Annotated in this window: 12 protein-coding genes; 9 read left to right on the top strand and 3 right to left on the bottom strand. The window is 72.7% G+C overall.

Going from position 1 to position 14,908, the window contains the following annotated elements; translation table 11 throughout:
- Position 1: 1 nt before the first annotated feature.
- Together ACFSL2_RS18335 and ACFSL2_RS18330 are read left to right on the top strand one after the other, a co-directional pair.
- Positions 2-1,096, top strand: coding sequence for an arsenate-mycothiol transferase ArsC (locus tag ACFSL2_RS18335; protein WP_377199216.1), 1,095 nt, complete (start codon positions 2-4; stop codon positions 1,094-1,096).
- 166 nt (positions 1,097-1,262) lie between these two features.
- Complete coding sequence (locus tag ACFSL2_RS18330) at positions 1,263-2,006, top strand: VOC family protein (protein ID WP_377199215.1); 744 nt, start codon at positions 1,263-1,265, stop codon at positions 2,004-2,006.
- A 56-nt stretch (positions 2,007-2,062) separates the two neighbouring features.
- Here ACFSL2_RS18330 and ACFSL2_RS18325 read toward each other — a convergent pair whose 3' ends face one another.
- Complete coding sequence (locus ACFSL2_RS18325) at positions 2,063-2,719, bottom strand: nucleoside/nucleotide kinase family protein (RefSeq protein WP_377199214.1); 657 nt, start codon at positions 2,717-2,719, stop codon at positions 2,063-2,065.
- 88 nt (positions 2,720-2,807) lie between these two features.
- On the opposite strand from ACFSL2_RS18325, the gene ACFSL2_RS18320 reads away from it, so the two are divergent.
- Positions 2,808-6,260 carry a S41 family peptidase gene (locus ACFSL2_RS18320; protein ID WP_377199213.1) on the top strand — a complete coding sequence of 1,151 codons (3,453 nt, stop codon included), beginning with the start codon at positions 2,808-2,810 and terminating at the stop codon, positions 6,258-6,260.
- 70 nt (positions 6,261-6,330) lie between these two features.
- Here the strand turns inward: ACFSL2_RS18320 and ACFSL2_RS18315 are convergent, their stop codons facing one another.
- A complete protein-coding gene (locus ACFSL2_RS18315; RefSeq protein WP_377199212.1) occupies positions 6,331-7,089 on the bottom strand; it encodes a class I SAM-dependent methyltransferase in 759 nt (252 codons plus the stop codon).
- Between the two features lie 217 nt (positions 7,090-7,306).
- On the opposite strand from ACFSL2_RS18315, the gene ACFSL2_RS18310 reads away from it, so the two are divergent.
- Positions 7,307-8,230 carry a cation diffusion facilitator family transporter gene (locus tag ACFSL2_RS18310; RefSeq protein ID WP_377199211.1) on the top strand — a complete coding sequence of 308 codons (924 nt, stop codon included), beginning with the start codon at positions 7,307-7,309 and terminating at the stop codon, positions 8,228-8,230.
- A gap of 41 nt (positions 8,231-8,271) precedes the next feature.
- Here the strand turns inward: ACFSL2_RS18310 and ACFSL2_RS18305 are convergent, their stop codons facing one another.
- On the bottom strand, positions 8,272-9,276 hold the full coding sequence (locus ACFSL2_RS18305) for a sugar-binding transcriptional regulator (protein ID WP_377199210.1): 1,005 nt from the start codon (positions 9,274-9,276) through the stop codon (positions 8,272-8,274).
- 135 nt (positions 9,277-9,411) lie between these two features.
- Between ACFSL2_RS18305 and ACFSL2_RS18300 the strand changes: the two genes are divergently transcribed.
- From ACFSL2_RS18300 to ACFSL2_RS18280, 5 genes are read left to right on the top strand one after another with little or no spacing between them, the layout of a single operon-like run.
- Positions 9,412-10,509, top strand: coding sequence for an alcohol dehydrogenase catalytic domain-containing protein (locus ACFSL2_RS18300; protein ID WP_377199209.1), 1,098 nt, complete (start codon positions 9,412-9,414; stop codon positions 10,507-10,509).
- Complete coding sequence (locus ACFSL2_RS18295; protein ID WP_377199208.1) at positions 10,506-11,366, top strand: triose-phosphate isomerase family protein; 861 nt, start codon at positions 10,506-10,508, stop codon at positions 11,364-11,366. Before ACFSL2_RS18300 ends, ACFSL2_RS18295 begins: the two co-directional genes overlap by 4 nt.
- Complete coding sequence (locus tag ACFSL2_RS18290; protein ID WP_377199207.1) at positions 11,366-12,037, top strand: DUF2291 family protein; 672 nt, start codon at positions 11,366-11,368, stop codon at positions 12,035-12,037. The genes ACFSL2_RS18295 and ACFSL2_RS18290 overlap by 1 nt, the downstream gene beginning before the upstream one ends.
- On the top strand, positions 12,034-13,695 hold the full coding sequence (locus ACFSL2_RS18285) for a sugar ABC transporter ATP-binding protein (RefSeq protein ID WP_377199206.1): 1,662 nt from the start codon (positions 12,034-12,036) through the stop codon (positions 13,693-13,695). The genes ACFSL2_RS18290 and ACFSL2_RS18285 overlap by 4 nt, the downstream gene beginning before the upstream one ends.
- Complete coding sequence (locus tag ACFSL2_RS18280) at positions 13,692-14,831, top strand: ABC transporter permease (protein ID WP_377199205.1); 1,140 nt, start codon at positions 13,692-13,694, stop codon at positions 14,829-14,831. The genes ACFSL2_RS18285 and ACFSL2_RS18280 overlap by 4 nt, the downstream gene beginning before the upstream one ends.
- The last annotated feature ends 77 nt before the right edge of the window (positions 14,832-14,908 follow it).

Below are 14,908 nucleotides of genomic sequence, written 5' to 3'. Positions count from 1 at the left end.
CATGACACCGGACGAGCTGCGCTCCGCGCAGAAACTGACCATGGCGAACCCCGCACGGTTGCGTCTGCTGGCCCGCATGCTCACGCATCCGGGAGGCGGCTCGACCGCCGCGGACCTGGTGCCGCACCCGACGTCGAGCACCCGGGACGTCGAACAGGATCTCGAGGCGCTGGTGGCCGTGGGCCTGGTCGCCTCCGTCGGTCCGGTCGCGGCCGACGCGCGGCTTCCCGAAGCACCGCTCGCCGCGGACGGGCTTCCGGCCGCCCCGCTGTACCGGGTGTCGTCGCGGGGTATCGCCCGCTTCGGGGCGGCAGCCCTCGCAGCTCCCCGCGGCCCGCGCGAGCCGGCGCTCGACGTGCACGACCACGAGGCGCTGCTCGCCCGGCTGACCGAGACCCTCTCCGACCGGTTCGCGACGAACGCGGGCACCGCCACGGTGGAGCGCCTGGTGCGCGAGTGCTACTCGTCGCTGAGCGAGCAGATCCGGTCGTTCGCGCACCTGCCCGCACTGACCGCCTGGCTCGCGACCGACCGCCTCGCCGCGATGACGGAGGTGACGTACGGCTCCCCGCGCGACGTGCTGTTCGTCTGCGTCCACAACACCGGCCGGTCCCAGATCGCCGCTGCGGTCACCCGCCGCCTCGCCGGCGACCGCGTCCGGGTCCGTACCGCAGGGACCAGGCCCGTCGCCGAGCCCGACACGATGACCGAGGCCGTGCTGGCCCGTCGGGGCCTCGACGGGCTCATCGAGTTCCCACGCGAGCTCACGGACGACATCGTGCGCGCGTCGGGCGTGATCGTGACGATGGGCTGCGGTGACTCGTGTCCCGTCTACCCGGGCCGCCGCTACCTCGACTGGCCGCTCGACGACCCGGCGGGCCGCCCGGCCGAGGAGGTCGAGCGGATCGTGGACGACATCACCGCGCGGGTGCGGACGCTGCTCGCGGAGATCGACGCCGCAGAGACGACCACGGATGCGACCGTGCCGTCCGGCGACCGGTCCGGTTGGCCGCCGTACCGGAGCCGGCACGCGTGGCCGTCCGGCACCACCGCGGACGACACGGACGACGCGGACGGCCGACGCGAGGCGCGCTAGCCGGAAGCTCGTTGGACACATGGTTACAGGGACACATATTCACAGGGCTGTGGATAACTGCTGTGCACAACTCGGTGGTCGACGGCCCGGTGGGGAGTGTCGGCGGCTCGGTGCAAGGTGGTGCTACGTGCTGTGTCCGTGCCACCACCTTCTGAAGGGCTGAGCCATGACCGAACCATCCTCCGCGCCGGCACCGTCCACCTCCGACGGGGTGGGCACGGTGCACGCCGTGGTCCTCGACGTTCCCGACCTCACCGCCGAGTCGAACTTCTGGACGGCACTCACGGACGGCGCCGTCACCAAGGCCACCGACGACTGGATCACCGTCGTGACCCCCGACCGCTGGGGCATCGCGTTCCAGCTCGCACCCGACCTCGTGCCGCCGCAGTGGCCCGGGCAGGAGCACCCGCAGCAGGCACACCTCGACCTCTACGTCCCCGACCTGGCTGCGGCCGGCACCCGCGCGGTGGAGCTCGGCGCCACGGTGCTGCGTGAGAACGAGCAGTGGATCACGCTCGCCGACCCTGCAGGACATCCCTTCGACGTGTGCCTCGACGAGAAGTCGGACGGTGTCAGCGTCATGGGTGCCACCTTCGACTGCGCCGACGCCTCGGCACTTGCCCGGTTCTGGTCGGACATGATGGGCGAACCCGTGACCTACGACGCCGACGGCGTCGCCATGCTCGGCGGACCCCGGCCGCTGCTCTTCCAGACCGTGGAGGGGTACAACCCGCCGCGCTGGCCGGATCCCGCGTACCCGCAGCAGCTCCACCTCGACATCGAGGTACCCGACCTCGACGCCGGCGAGGCAGCGGTCCTCGCCCTGGGCGCGACCCGCCTGCCCGGGGAGGGCGACGACTTCCGGGTGTTCGCCGACCCGGCGGGCCACCCCTTCTGCCTGGTGCACTGAGCCTGCCGTGCACTGAGCCTGCCCGGGCCCTGAGCCTGCCCGGGCCGAGCACCACGTCAGCCGTGCTGGAGGGCCGGGTGGTCCGGGTGGTCGACCCGGACCACCAGGTCCGGTACGCCCTCGATCTCCCGGGCGTAGCGTTCGTACGCGGGCAGGGCCCAGGCCTCGCCGGGCGGCGTACGGCGCCGGAGCGTCGCCGGCTTGAGTGCGAGGTGGACGGCGATGTCGACGGCCAGACCTCGCCCGATGGTCAGCGCACCGTCGAGCACCACGACGGTGCCGGGGGCGGCGTCTCGGTAGCCGGCCCGTGTGGCGCGGTCGGTATCGGGATCGCGCAGGCTCGGCAGGTACTCCCGGCGGTCGACGACACGCGTCAGCACCTCGCGGTTCAACGCACCGACGTCGATCCAGTCGTCCAGCAGGCTGTCCGAGTCCTCGCGCCCGTGCTCGAGCCGGAGCGACCGCGGGCGCAGGAAGTCGCCGACGCGCACGCGTGCCGCGGGCCTGCCGGCAGCTTCGAACGGTACGACGAGCGCATCGGCGAGCCGCCCGGGGTCCGTGGACGGATGTCCGTCGACGAGCAGCCGGACCGGCACGTCGTCCTGCGGCTGCCCGGCCGGCGTCCGGGCCCACGGCTCCGCACGAGCAAGGACGAACCCGGCGACCCGTTCGACGAGGAGTGCCGCGCTGACCGGTTCGATGCGTGTGCTCATCGTGCAGTGACTCTACGACGGTCCCCGTCACCCGCTGCGCACAGCGTTTTCCGATGACGGGTGCGGACCGCGCGAGTACGTTGAACCGGTGACCCAGCCCTATCTCCGGTTCCCCCACATCCACGGCGACCAGGTCGCGTTCGTGGCCGACGACGACGTCTGGCTCGCCCCGATATCCGGCGGCCGCGCGTGGCGACTGACCAACGATCACGCTCCGGCCACCACCCCGCGCTTCTCCCCCGACGGCACGCGTCTCGCCTACGTGTCGCACAAGGACGGCCATCCCGAGGCCTACGTGGTCGAGCTGGCCGACGGCGCCACGCGGCGCCTCACCTGGTTCGGCGGCACCACCACCATGGTGCTCGGCTGGGCGGACGCCGACCGGGTGCTGGTCTCGTCCAACGCCGGCACGCCCGAGCGGTCGCTGACCGTCGTGCGCACGGTGAGCCTCGACGGCGCCGTCGAGACCCCGCGCTACGGGCCCTCCTGGGGTGTGGCCGAGCACGAGGGGGCCGACGGTACGCGGACGACGGCTCTGGTCTCCGCGGGCTATCGCACCCCCGCCTACTGGAAGCGGTACCGCGGCGGCACGGCCTCGGTGCTGTGGATCGACCGGGGTACGGGCGACTGGCAGCGCCCGCTGCCCGACGACGAGGCCGGCATCTACGACCCGCTCTGGATCGGCGACGCGCTGGTGTTCACGTCGGACCGCGGGGCCACCTTCCCGGACCACGCCGACGAGCAGGCGAACCTGTGGGTGCTCGACGACCTCGCGACCGACGCCGAGACACCCGCACCCCGACAGCTCACCAGCCAGTCCGAGACCGAGGGCTACGTCCGTGACGCGACCTCCGACGGCTCGCGGGTCGTGTGGCACAGCCGTGGTGACCTCTGGCTGCTCGACGGCCTGGACGGCACCCCGCGCCGCCTCGAGATCACGCTCACGGGCGCGCTGCCGCAGCCGTACTCGGCCGACCCGGGCTCGACCCCGGGCGGCATCGACGGTCTGGCCGTCGACCGGACCGGCGACGCGAGCGTCGTCGGCTGGCTCGGCACCGCGTACTGGGTGACCCACCGCGCGGGTCCGGCCCGCGCGCTCGTCGCCGACCCGGCGGTCCGCGTCCGGGAGCCCGTGCTGCTCGGCGACACCGGACGCGCCCTCGTCGTGACCGACGCACCCCGCGGCACGGCGGAGGGCGAGAGCCGGGAGGACGCGCTCGAGATCCACGTGCTGCCCAGCGGTCCCGACGACCCCGGTGCCTCGGCCGCCGAGCCGCGGCGCCTGGCGGGCGGCGAGCTCGGCCGGGTGCTGCACCTCGCCGCGAACCCCGCGGGCGACAAGGTGGCGGCCATCTCGCACGACGGCCGGATCAGCCTCGTCGACGTGCCGGCCGACGGCGCCGACGATGCCGCGGCACCAGGCACCGTCACCCCGCTCGGCCGGTCCGGGAACGGCGAGGCGGAGTCGCCCACGTTCTCCCCGGACGGGCGGTACCTGGCCTGGTCGAGCCCCACGGGCAGCGACGGCGGCCACCACCAGATCCTCGTGGCCGACCTGCACGCCGAGACCCCGGCGGCGACCCCGCTGACGTCCGGCCGGTTCCACGACTCCTCGCCGGCGTTCAGCGACGACGGCAAGTACCTGGTGTTCCTGTCGGACCGCACGTTCGACCCCTCGTACGACTCCCACGAGTTCGCGCTGTCGTTCAGCGCCGCCACCCGGCCGTGGCTCATCCCGCTGGCGGCGACCGAGCCGGCGCCGTTCGGCCCGAGCGCCGACGGATGGCGCCTGGGCAAGCCGGACGACAAGCCGGCCCCCAAGGACGGCGGCACGGGGGGCGACCAGCCCGAGGGCACGGCCGACGCTGCGCCGGAGGCCAAGCCGCACACCAGCGACGATGCCTCGCCCGACATCGACTTCGACGGCGCCGAGGAGCGCGTGGTCCCGTTCCCCGTCACGTCCGGCCGGTACCGGCGCCTGCTCGCCGCCAAGGGTGGCGTGCTCTGGGTGCACGAGACCGACGACGCGGGCGTGCTCGGCACCCGGCACGCCGGTACGGAGTCCGACCCGGTACCCAACGTGCTGCAGTTCTGGTCCTTCGAGGCGCGCAAGGCCACGGACGTCGCGGAGAAGGTGACCACCTACGCGGTGTCGGGTGATCGCGAGCGGGTGGTGATCCGGTCGCGGTTCGGCCTCAGCACGCAGTCGGCGACGAGCAAGCCGGGCGACGACGATCCCAGCGCGTTCGACATCGACCTGTCCCGCATCCGCTACGAGGTGGACCCGCGCGCCCAGTGGCGCCAGATGTTCGACGAGAACGCGCGCATCATGCGCGACCACTACTGGCGCGCGGACATGAACGGGGTCGACTGGGACGGCGTCGTGGCGCGGTGGCGTCCGCTGGTCGACCGGGTCGCCACCCACGACGACCTGGAGGACGTGCTCTGGGAGACGGTGGCCGAGCTCAACACCTCGCACGCGTACGTGCGCGGACCGGACGCGCCGGGCGACCCGTCGCGTCGGCTCGGTCTGCTCGGTGCCGACCTCACCCGGACCGCCGACGGCTGGCGGATCGAGCGGGTGCTGCCGAGCGAGTCGTCCGACCCGGGGGCGCGGTCGCCGCTGCGCGCGGCCGGTGTCGACGCGCGGCCCGGCGACCTGATCGTCGCGGTGGACGGGCGGCCGGTGGACCCGGTCGCCGGGCCGGCGGCAGGCCTCGTCGGCGCCGCCGAGATACCGGTCGAGCTCACGCTGCGGCGTCCCTCCGGCACGGCGGCGAGCACCGAGGACGGCGGCAGCCCGACCGGCGACGGCGGGGCGGGCGGCACCGACCGTCGCGTCGTCGTGGTGCCGCTCGCCAACGAGTCCGACCTGCGTTACCAGGACTGGGTGCGTTCCCGCCGCGAGTACGTCGGCGAGCGGTCGGGCGGCCGGCTCGGCTACGTGCACGTACCGGACATGATGAGCACCGGGTGGGCGCAGCTGCACCGCGACCTGCGGCTCGCCACCGACTGCGAGGGCATCGTCGTGGACGTGCGGTTCAACGGCGGCGGGCACACGTCGCAGCTGGTGATCGCGCGCCTCGCCGCACGCGTCGCCGGCTGGGGACTGAACCGGCACTACGACCGGCCCACCGCCTATCCGGAGCGTGCCCCGCGCGGTCCGGTGGTGCTGGTCACCAACGAGTACGCCGGCTCCGACGGCGACATCGTCAACGCGGCGGCACAGGCGCTCGACGTCGGACCCGTGGTCGGTGTGCGGACCTGGGGCGGCGTGGTCGGCATCGACGGCCGCTTCGATCTCGTGGACGGCACGGGGATCACGCAGCCGCGGTACGCATTCTGGCTCGACGGCAAGGGCTTCGACGTGGAGAACCACGGAGTCGACCCCGACATCGAGGTACGGCACACGCCGGCGGACTACTTCTCCGACGTCGACCCGCAGCTCGAGGCCGGTATGGCCGAGGCGTTCCGCCGGCTCGCGGAACGTCCCGCTGCGGCGCCCCCCGCGCTGCCGGAACCGAAGGTGCGTCGCCGGTAGTCCTGCGGCGACCGTCGGGCCTGCCGGTCACCCGGGTGACCGACAGGCCCGACGGGTGACCGGCGACCGGTCAGCCGCGGGTGGCCTGGACGAAGGCGAGCGGCCCGAAGCGATGCTCCACGCGCTCCACCTCCCGGGCGTCGGTGAACCCGGCCTCCCTGAGGAGGCGCACCAGGTCGCCGTCCGGGGACGGGGCGGCGTGCGGGCTGCCGGCGCCGGCGGAGTGGTCATGCCCCGTGCCGCCGTGCCCACGTGCCGCATGGCCCCGCGACCCATGACCCTGCGACCCATGACCCTGCGGCCCATGACCAGGTCGTCCGTGTCCGGACGCGCCGCCGAAGTCCACGATCGTCACCCGCCCACCCGGACGGAGCGCACGGAGTGCCTCGTGGGCGAAGCGCGTCCGGTCCTGCTCGGGCACGTGGTGCAGCGCGAGGGCCGAGACGACGTGGTCGAGCGACCCGTCGTCGGCCGGGAACCGGTCGGCGAAGCCCTGGACCAGCGTGAGCGGCACGCGGCGGCGGGACGCCTTGCGGGCGGCGGTGCGCAGCGCACTGCCGTCGGGGTCGAGGCCGGTCACCACCGCGGCCGGCTGCGCGCGGAGCACGGCGAGCGACAGGTTGCCGGTGCCACAACCGACGTCGAGCACCGCATCGCCGGGCGCGATGCCCGCGAGCGCCGCCACACGGTCGTGCAGGGCGCGCACACCGGCGAGGCGCGAGTGCAGGTCGTACCACGGAAGCAGCCAGAACCTGCCCATTCCCGGCAGGAACTCACGGTCACGTTCCTCGGGCGTGCGCTCGTCCAGGATCCGCACGGTCGTGTTCATCCGGGTGCCTTCCATCGAGGGGTGTCGCGGGTGCGCTCACGGAGCCGCGGCGCGGGTGTCGCTCGTCCCAGCATCGGACAGCCCGCGGTGCGCGGGCAGGACGGATCTCGGCGGCGATGGCACGATCTTTGGTCGTCCGGTGCTGCGGGGGTGCGGTGGACCGCGCGCCCCGACCCCTCCGACGGTAGCGTCGAGCGCGTCACGAGGGAGGGGACACATGGCGCGGGATCGCGGTGGCTCTGGCCTGACGGTGCTGATCGCGTTCAGCGCCAACTTCGCGGTGGCGGTGGCCAAGACGGTCGCGGCGGTCCTCACCGGTTCGGCGTCGATGGTGGCGGAGGCCGCACACTCCTGGGCCGATACGGGCAACGAGGTGTTCCTCCTGGTCGCCGAGCGCAAGGCGAGCCGCCCGGCCGATGCGCGGCGCCCGCTCGGGTACGGCCGGGAGACCTATGTCTGGTCGATGCTGGCCGCGCTGGGCCTGTTCGTCGCCGGTGGCGCGGTGTCGGTCTATCACGGCATCCACGAGTTCGACGCTGCGGGCGAGGGCGGCTCGTACGGGATCGGCTACCTCGTGCTGGCCGTGGCCTTCTGCCTCGAAGGCGTGTCGTTCGTGCAGGCGTACCGCCGTACCCGTGCCGAGGCGCGGGCGCTCGGGCGGGACTTCCTCGACCATGCGCTGGCCACCTCCGACCCGACCCTGCGCGCGGTGCTCGCCGAGGACGCCGCGGCCCTCGTCGGTCTGGTCATCGCCGCCAGCGGGATGGCGTTGCACCAGCTCACGGGCGACGGCAGGTACGACGCGATCGGCTCGATCCTGGTGGGCGTGCTGCTGTGCGTCGTGGCCGTCGTGCTCTTCGACCGCAACCGGCGGTTCCTGACCGGTGAGGTGGCCGACGAACGGATCCATCAGGCGGTCCGCGAGCGGGTCGAGGCGCTGCCCGGCGTGCACCGCGTGGGCCGCCTGCGACTGGAGTTCGTGGGACCGCGGCAGATCGTGCTGGTGGCCAGCATCGACCTGCCGGGCGACGAGTCCGAGACCCACGTCGCGGTCCGGCTGCGCGATCTCGAGCAGCAGCTCGAACGCACCCCGCAGATCGTCGACGCCGTGCTGACCCCGGCCGTCCCGGGTGACCGGTGAGCTCCTCGGCTCCCGGATAGCACGATCCTTCGTCGGACCCGCTAGGAGCGCCTGCCCGCGGCGAGCGAGTCGAGCACCTGGGCCGCGGTCTCCTCGTCGGTGACGAGGGTGTTGAACCAGCCGGCCCGGGCGCCGGCGATGATGCTGGGCACCTTCGTCGCTCCCACGGCCACCGCGATGGTGTGCGGGATGGCGTTGAGCGTCTCGAACGTCGTGGCGATGAGGTACTCCACCTCGGGATAGGGCAGCGGACGCCCGTCCTCGTCGAAGAACCGGGTGCAGATGTCGCCGGCGGCCGTCCCGAGCCAGGGCGCCTCCCGTGGCACGTAGCCGGGCAGGGACTGCCGTGTGAGCGGGGGCGCGCCGACGCCGAGCACCGCGACCTTCGCGCGGTTCCACAGGTCGAGCACCCGCCGGGTGCCGGGGTCCTGCACCAGCAGGCCGTGCAGCTCCGCGCCCGGTTGCGCGGGGGCGTAGAGGAAGACCGGCCGGCCGTCGAGCTGTTCGGCGAACATCCGGGTGATCTCGTTGGTCTGGTACCAGGCCTCGGGCTCGTCCTGCCCGCCGACGGTGGGTGTCACCACCACGCCCGGGAAGGACGGCAGGGCCTCCTGGCTGACCTCCCACACCGTGCGGCCGGACGAGACCAGCAGGACGTCGCCGGCCTTCAGCCCGGTCTCGGTCAGGGCCTCGCCGAGGCGTGCGGCGAGCGCCGCGCCGACGAGCGACGGGTGGAACCCGGTCGCCGCGAGCACCCGGTTGAGGCCGAGCGCGTCGCGCAGCTCCTCCTCGATCCCGGAGGCGCGCTGGGTCGCCGGATCGACCACCTCGATGCGGACGATGCCGGTGCGGCGCGCCTCGGAGAGCACGCGGCTTACGGTCGCGCGGCTGATGCCGAGCTGCTGGGCGACCTGTGCCTGGGTCGCCTCCTTGAGGTAGTAGAGCGTCGCCGCGGCGTGCATGACCTCGGGGGTGAAGCGGGTTCTGGCGGCTCCCGCGGCCTCCGGGGTGGGCGGCTGACCAGGCGCTCCGGCTGTGTACTCCACGGCACCACTCTTCCATAGCCGAACCACCGTTCGGCGTCCGCTGAGAATCTGTTCTGGACATATGTGCTGCACCTGTGGCACGGTGGCGTCAGCTACAGCGATCACCGCAGATCACCACCGCAGTAGGAGACTCCAATGACGCAGGCATCTTCTGGATCCGTTCCGAGCACCATGCAGGCGGTCGTCAGCCACGGCCCCGAGGACTACCGCCTCGAGGAGGTGCCGGTCCCCGTGCCCGGCCCCGGCGAGGCACTGGTGAAGGTCGAAGCGGTCGGCATCTGCGCGAGCGACCTGAAGTGCTACCACGGCGCCGCGAAGTTCTGGGGCGACGAGAACCGCCCCGCCTGGGCCGAGACCGAGGTCATCCCCGGGCACGAGTTCACCGGCACGGTCGTCGCACTCGACGACGCCGCCCAGGAGCGCTGGGGCGTCACGGTCGGCGACCGGGTCGTCGCGGAGCAGATCGTGCCGTGCGGGGAGTGCCGCTACTGCCGCCGCGGGCAGTACTGGATGTGCGCGCCGCACGACATGTTCGGCTTCAAGCGCCGCACCCCCGGCGCCATGGCCGACTACATGGTCTTCTCCTCCGCCTCCCTGGTGCACCGCATCAGCAAGGACCTCCCGCCCGCGCACGCGGCGTTCGCGGAGCCGCTGTCCTGCTCGCTGCACGCGGTCGAGCGGGCCCAGATCACCTTCGACGACGTCGTCGTGGTCGCGGGCTGCGGCCCGATCGGTCTCGGCATGATCGCCGGCGCGGCGGCCAAGTCCCCGGCCCGCGTGGTCGCGCTCGACATGGCCCCCGAGAAGCTGGAGCTGGCCCGGAAGTGCGGCGCCACCGACGTGGTCAACATCCGCGAGGAGGACCCGGTCGAGTTCGTCCGCTCGATCACCGAGGGCTACGGCGCCGACGTCTACCTCGAGGGCACGGGCCACCCCTCCGCGGTCCTCCAGGGCCTCAACGTGCTCCGCAAGCTCGGGACCTACGTGGAGTACGGCGTCTTCGGCTCCGACGTGACGGTCGACTGGAGCATCATCAGCGACGACAAGGAGCTCGACGTACGCGGCGCCCACCTCGGCCCGCACTGCTGGCCGGCCGCGATCCGGATGCTGGAGTCCGGCGTCCTGCCGCTGGACGAGATCTGCACCCACCAGCTGCCCCTCGCCCAGTTCCAGGACGGCCTCGACCTGGTGTCCCGTGGCACCGAGTCGATCAAGGTCTCGCTGATCCCGTGACCAGCACGACGACCACGACGACGGCGTCCACCTTCTGGCTCGGCACGAGCTGGAAGATGACCAAGACGCTGGCCGAGGCCGGTGACTACGCCGACGAGCTGCGTACCGCCGCGCTGGCCGGGCAGGTACCGCCGGAGCTGCGCCTCTTCGTGCTGCCGCCCGTCACCGCCCTCGCCACCGTCCGCGACCGGCTCGACGGTGCCCAGCTCGACCGTGCCAGGCTGCTGCTCGGCGCGCAGAACGCCTACCCCGGCCCGGAGGGCCCGGTCACCGGCGAGGTCTCCATGGGCATGGTGCGGGACGCCGGCGCCCGAATGGTGGAGCTCGGGCACGCCGAGCGGCGCACCCTGCTCGGCGAGACCGACGAGCTGATCGCCGCCAAGGTGGCCGCGGCGGTGTCGGCGGGGCTGATCCCCCTGGTCTGCGTCGGCGAGACCGCCGCCGAGCGCGACCGCGGCGACACCGCGTCGGTGGTCGCCGGACAGGTCCGTGCCGCGCTCGGCGGCCTCGGACGCCTCGCACCCGCCGAGCTGCTGATCGCCTACGAGCCGCACTGGGCGATCGGCGCCCAGGGGCGGGCCGCCGCACCCGACGACGTCGCCGACGGGCTCGCCGTCGTCCGCCAGGTCCTCGCCGAGGAGCTGCCGGACAGCACGACCGGTGTCCTCTACGGCGGCAGCGTCGACGCCGGCAACGCCGCCGACCTCGCGAGCGGCCTCGACGTCGACGGCCTCTTCGTCGGCCGGGCCGCGTGGACGGCGGCCGGCCTGCTCGACCTCGCTCACCGCTGTGCCGACGCCGCCCGCGCGCACAGCACCACCGACCAGGTGCCCGCAATCGTTCGAAAGGACCGGTGATGGGACGCACCCGCCGCTCGACCCCGCTCCGCGTCGTCGGGGCAGCGGTCGTCGCCGCACTCCTCGTCGCGATGACCCTCAGCACCCGCTTCGTCACCCCGGAGGAGCTCGCTTCGATCGGGCCGGAGGCGTTCGACCCGCAACAGGTCGCCGACGAGCTGTTCACGGAGGCGAACGAGACCCTCCCCGATGCGGCCACGCCGCTCCCCGAGCTGCTGACCGGCCTGGAGCAGGACGTGGCCGGGACGGCCGACCGCCTGGAGGCGGTCACGCCGAACGAGACGACCTACCTGTTCCCCGTCACGGGAGAGGCGACGGTCGTCGCGACACAGCCGCAGGCCGTCGAGATCACCGTGGACGGCGTGTCCGAGAAGACGCCCCTCAGCATCGCGGCCGGTCCCGCCGTCAACGGCACGGTGCTGCGCGACGCGCTCGGCTTCCGGTTCGGCGACGCCTCGAACCAGACCACCTACCAGCAGGTGGGCGACGAGCTGAAGGCGCTCGTCCAGGACCAGATCACCGAGAGCACGGGCGACGAGGGCCCGACCGGGCTCGCCAAGGGAACGAAGCTCAGCTTCACCGGGATCGTCACCGTGACGGACACCGGGCTCCCCCAGTCCCCGGCCAAGCCGGTGCAGGTCCAGCCGCTGACGATGGAGGTCGACCGGTGACCGCCGTGGCCCCTGCCCCTACCGATACCGCGGAGATCGGGCAGGTCGTGCTCCGGGCCGTCGGGATCGCCAAGACCTACGGGGTCACCAAGGCCCTCAAGGGTGTCGACTTCGACGTCCGCGCCGGCCAGGTCACCGTGCTCTTCGGCGAGAACGGTGCGGGCAAGTCGACGCTCATGAAGATCCTGTCCGGGGTGGAGCAGCCCACCGGTGGCCACCTGGTCCTGCACGACGAGCGCGTCGCGCTGGAGAACACCGTCGACGCGGTGGAGCGCGGCATCTCGATCATCCACCAGGAGACAAACCTCTGCTCCAACCTCAGCGTGCGGGACAACATCTTTCTCGGCCGCGAGCTGCACACCCGCACCGGCGGGGTCGACTACGGCCGCGAGGCCGAGATCACCGCGCGGCTGATGCGGCAGCTCGAGGAGGACATCGCACCGGGCACCCCGGTGGCCGACCTCCGGATGGGCCAGCAGCAGATCGTCGAGATCGCGCGCGCGCTGGCCGCCGACGCCCGGATCCTGATCATGGACGAGCCCACGTCCGCGCTCAGCGCCAGCGAGATCGAGGTGCTCTTCAAGATCATCCGGGAGCTCACCGCGAACGGCGTGGCGATCGTCTACATCTCCCACCACCTGGAGGAGGCGATCAGCATCGCCGACCACGCGGTGGTGCTGCGGGACGGCGAGATGGTGGCGCACGAACCGGTGTCGGAGATCGACCTGCCGTGGGTGGTGCACCGGATGACCGGCCGCCAGGCCGAGTACGACTTCCGCGACGAGCCCCGGGAGTTCGGCGACGTCGCCCTCTCGGTCCAGAACGTCACGGTGGCCGACCTCGACACCGGACGCGTCATGGTCGACGACGTCTCGGTCGACGTGCGCAGCGGCGAGATCGTGTGCCTCTACGGCCTGATGGGCGCCGGCCGCACCGAGCTCATGGAGGCGCTCGCCGGCCGGGACCCGATCGCGGGCGGCCAGGTCCTCCTGGACGGCACCGACATCGCAGACCTCGACATCGGCGCCCGGATCGCCGGCGGCCTCGGCCTGGTCCCCGAGGACCGGCAGCGCGACGGCGTCGTGCAGATGCTCAGCGTCGGGAGCAACCTCTCGCTCGCCGGGCTGCGCTCCGCCGTCCGCCGCGGGCTGGTCTCCCGGGGAGCCGAGTCGAAGCGGATCAAGCAGGGCATGGCGGAGGTGCGCGTCAAGGCCTCGGGTCCGGGTGCCCCGATCACCTCGCTCTCCGGAGGCAACCAGCAGAAGGTCGTGATCGGGAAGCTCCTCATGACCGACCCGAAGGTCCTGCTCCTCGACGAGCCGACCCGTGGGATCGACGTCGGCGCCAAGGGCGAGATCTTCGCACTGCTCTTCAAGGAGGCCCGCAAGGGCCTCGGGGTGCTCTACGTCACCTCGGAGATCGGCGAGGCCATGACGGCCTCCCACCGCATCGTCGTGATGAGCAAGGGCCGGGCGGTCCGCGAGTTCGACCCCCGCACGGCCACCCGGGCGGAGGTCATGGCTGCGTCCGGCGAGTCCGACGGCCCGGCGCCCACCCCTACCGCACCGCCCGCCGGCGCCGCACCGCCCGCCGACCCGGCGAGCCCGAGAACCACCGACCCGACCCGCACCCACGGAGCCAACGGAGGCCCGCGATGACCGCCACCGACGCGCCGACCACACCGACACCGACCGGACCGGTCCCGGCCGGGCCGGACGGGACGAGCCTTGCCACCCGGCTGCGCTCGCTCAACGTCGGGTCCGTCCTCGTGGAGGGCAGGGCGCTCGTCGCGCTCGTCCTCATCATCGCGGTGTTCGCGGTGCTGAGCGACAACTACCTCGACCCGGGAAACCTGGTGACCATCACCAAGCAGGTGGCCTTCAACGCGATCATCGCGCTGGGCATGCTGATGGTGATCCTGAACGGCGGGATCGACCTCTCGGTCGGCTCGACCGTCGGCCTGACCGGCGCCGTGGCCGGCAACCTGTTCCGCGGCATCGACATGCCGCTCACCCAGGCGATCATGTTCCCGAAGGTCTGGGTGATCGTCGTGCTCTCGGTGGCCGTCGGCGCCCTCGTCGGGTACCTCAACGGGTTGCTGATCTCCCGGCTACGCCTGGCGCCGTTCATCGTCACGCTGGGGATGCTCTACGTCGGGCGCGGCCTCACCGAGGTGCTGCTCGACGGGCAGAACATCACCAACGAGCTGCGCGGGCAGGAGGGACTGGGCAACACCGGTTTCTTCGAGGTCTTCGCCAGCCGTCCGCTCGGGCTGCCGATCTCGGCGTGGGTGATGGTCGCGCTGGCGGTCCTCGCCTCGATCCTGCTGGTCCGCTCGCCGTTCGGCCGCTGGCTGTACGCCAGCGGCAGCAACGAGCGCGCCGCCGAGCTGTCCGGCGTGCCGGTCACCCAGGTCAAGACCCGCATCTACGTGATCGCCGGCGTGTGCGCGGGCATCGTCGGGGTGCTCCAGATCGCCAACATCAGCTCCGCCACCGCCGACCTCGGCCAGTTCTACGAGCTGAACGCCATCGCCGCCGTCGTGATCGGTGGCGCGGCGCTCTCCGGTGGCCGGGGCACGGTGAAGGGCACGATCATCGGCGCCTTCGTCATCGGGTTCCTCGCCAACGGCCTCGTCATCGTCGGCGTCTCGCCGTTCTGGCAGCAGGTCATCACCGGTGCCGTGATCATCCTCGCGGTCGCCGTCGACCAGATCCAGCAGATCGCCCAGCGCCGCGGCGCCGCGAAGCGCGCCGTCGCCGAGGCGCGCACGGCCGCCGCCGGTGCGGCGTGAGCGACCCCACTACCCGTCCGACCAGCCCTCCCCGCAACCAGGCCGCGGTATCTCCACGGCCGATCGAGAGGAAAGAC

The sequence above is a fragment of the Promicromonospora aerolata genome (genome assembly GCF_042682255.1).
In the GTDB taxonomy this organism is placed as follows: Bacteria; Actinomycetota; Actinomycetes; order Actinomycetales; family Cellulomonadaceae; genus Promicromonospora; species Promicromonospora aerolata.
This window is presented reverse-complemented; position numbering and strand designations above follow the sequence as displayed.

Bases quoted from the DNA above. Each gene is read 5' to 3' on its own strand.
- ACFSL2_RS18335 (WP_377199216.1), top strand. From the start codon at position 2: ATGACACCGGACGAGCTGCGCTCCGCGCAGAAACTGACCATGGCGAAC.
- ACFSL2_RS18330 (WP_377199215.1), top strand. From the start codon at position 1,263: ATGACCGAACCATCCTCCGCGCCGGCACCGTCCACCTCCGACGGGGTG.
- ACFSL2_RS18325 (WP_377199214.1), bottom strand. From the start codon at position 2,719: ATGAGCACACGCATCGAACCGGTCAGCGCGGCACTCCTCGTCGAACGG.
- ACFSL2_RS18315 (WP_377199212.1), bottom strand. From the start codon at position 7,089: ATGAACACGACCGTGCGGATCCTGGACGAGCGCACGCCCGAGGAACGT.
- ACFSL2_RS18310 (WP_377199211.1), top strand. From the start codon at position 7,307: ATGGCGCGGGATCGCGGTGGCTCTGGCCTGACGGTGCTGATCGCGTTC.
- ACFSL2_RS18300 (WP_377199209.1), top strand. From the start codon at position 9,412: ATGACGCAGGCATCTTCTGGATCCGTTCCGAGCACCATGCAGGCGGTC.
- ACFSL2_RS18290 (WP_377199207.1), top strand. From the start codon at position 11,366: ATGGGACGCACCCGCCGCTCGACCCCGCTCCGCGTCGTCGGGGCAGCG.
- ACFSL2_RS18280 (WP_377199205.1), top strand. From the start codon at position 13,692: ATGACCGCCACCGACGCGCCGACCACACCGACACCGACCGGACCGGTC.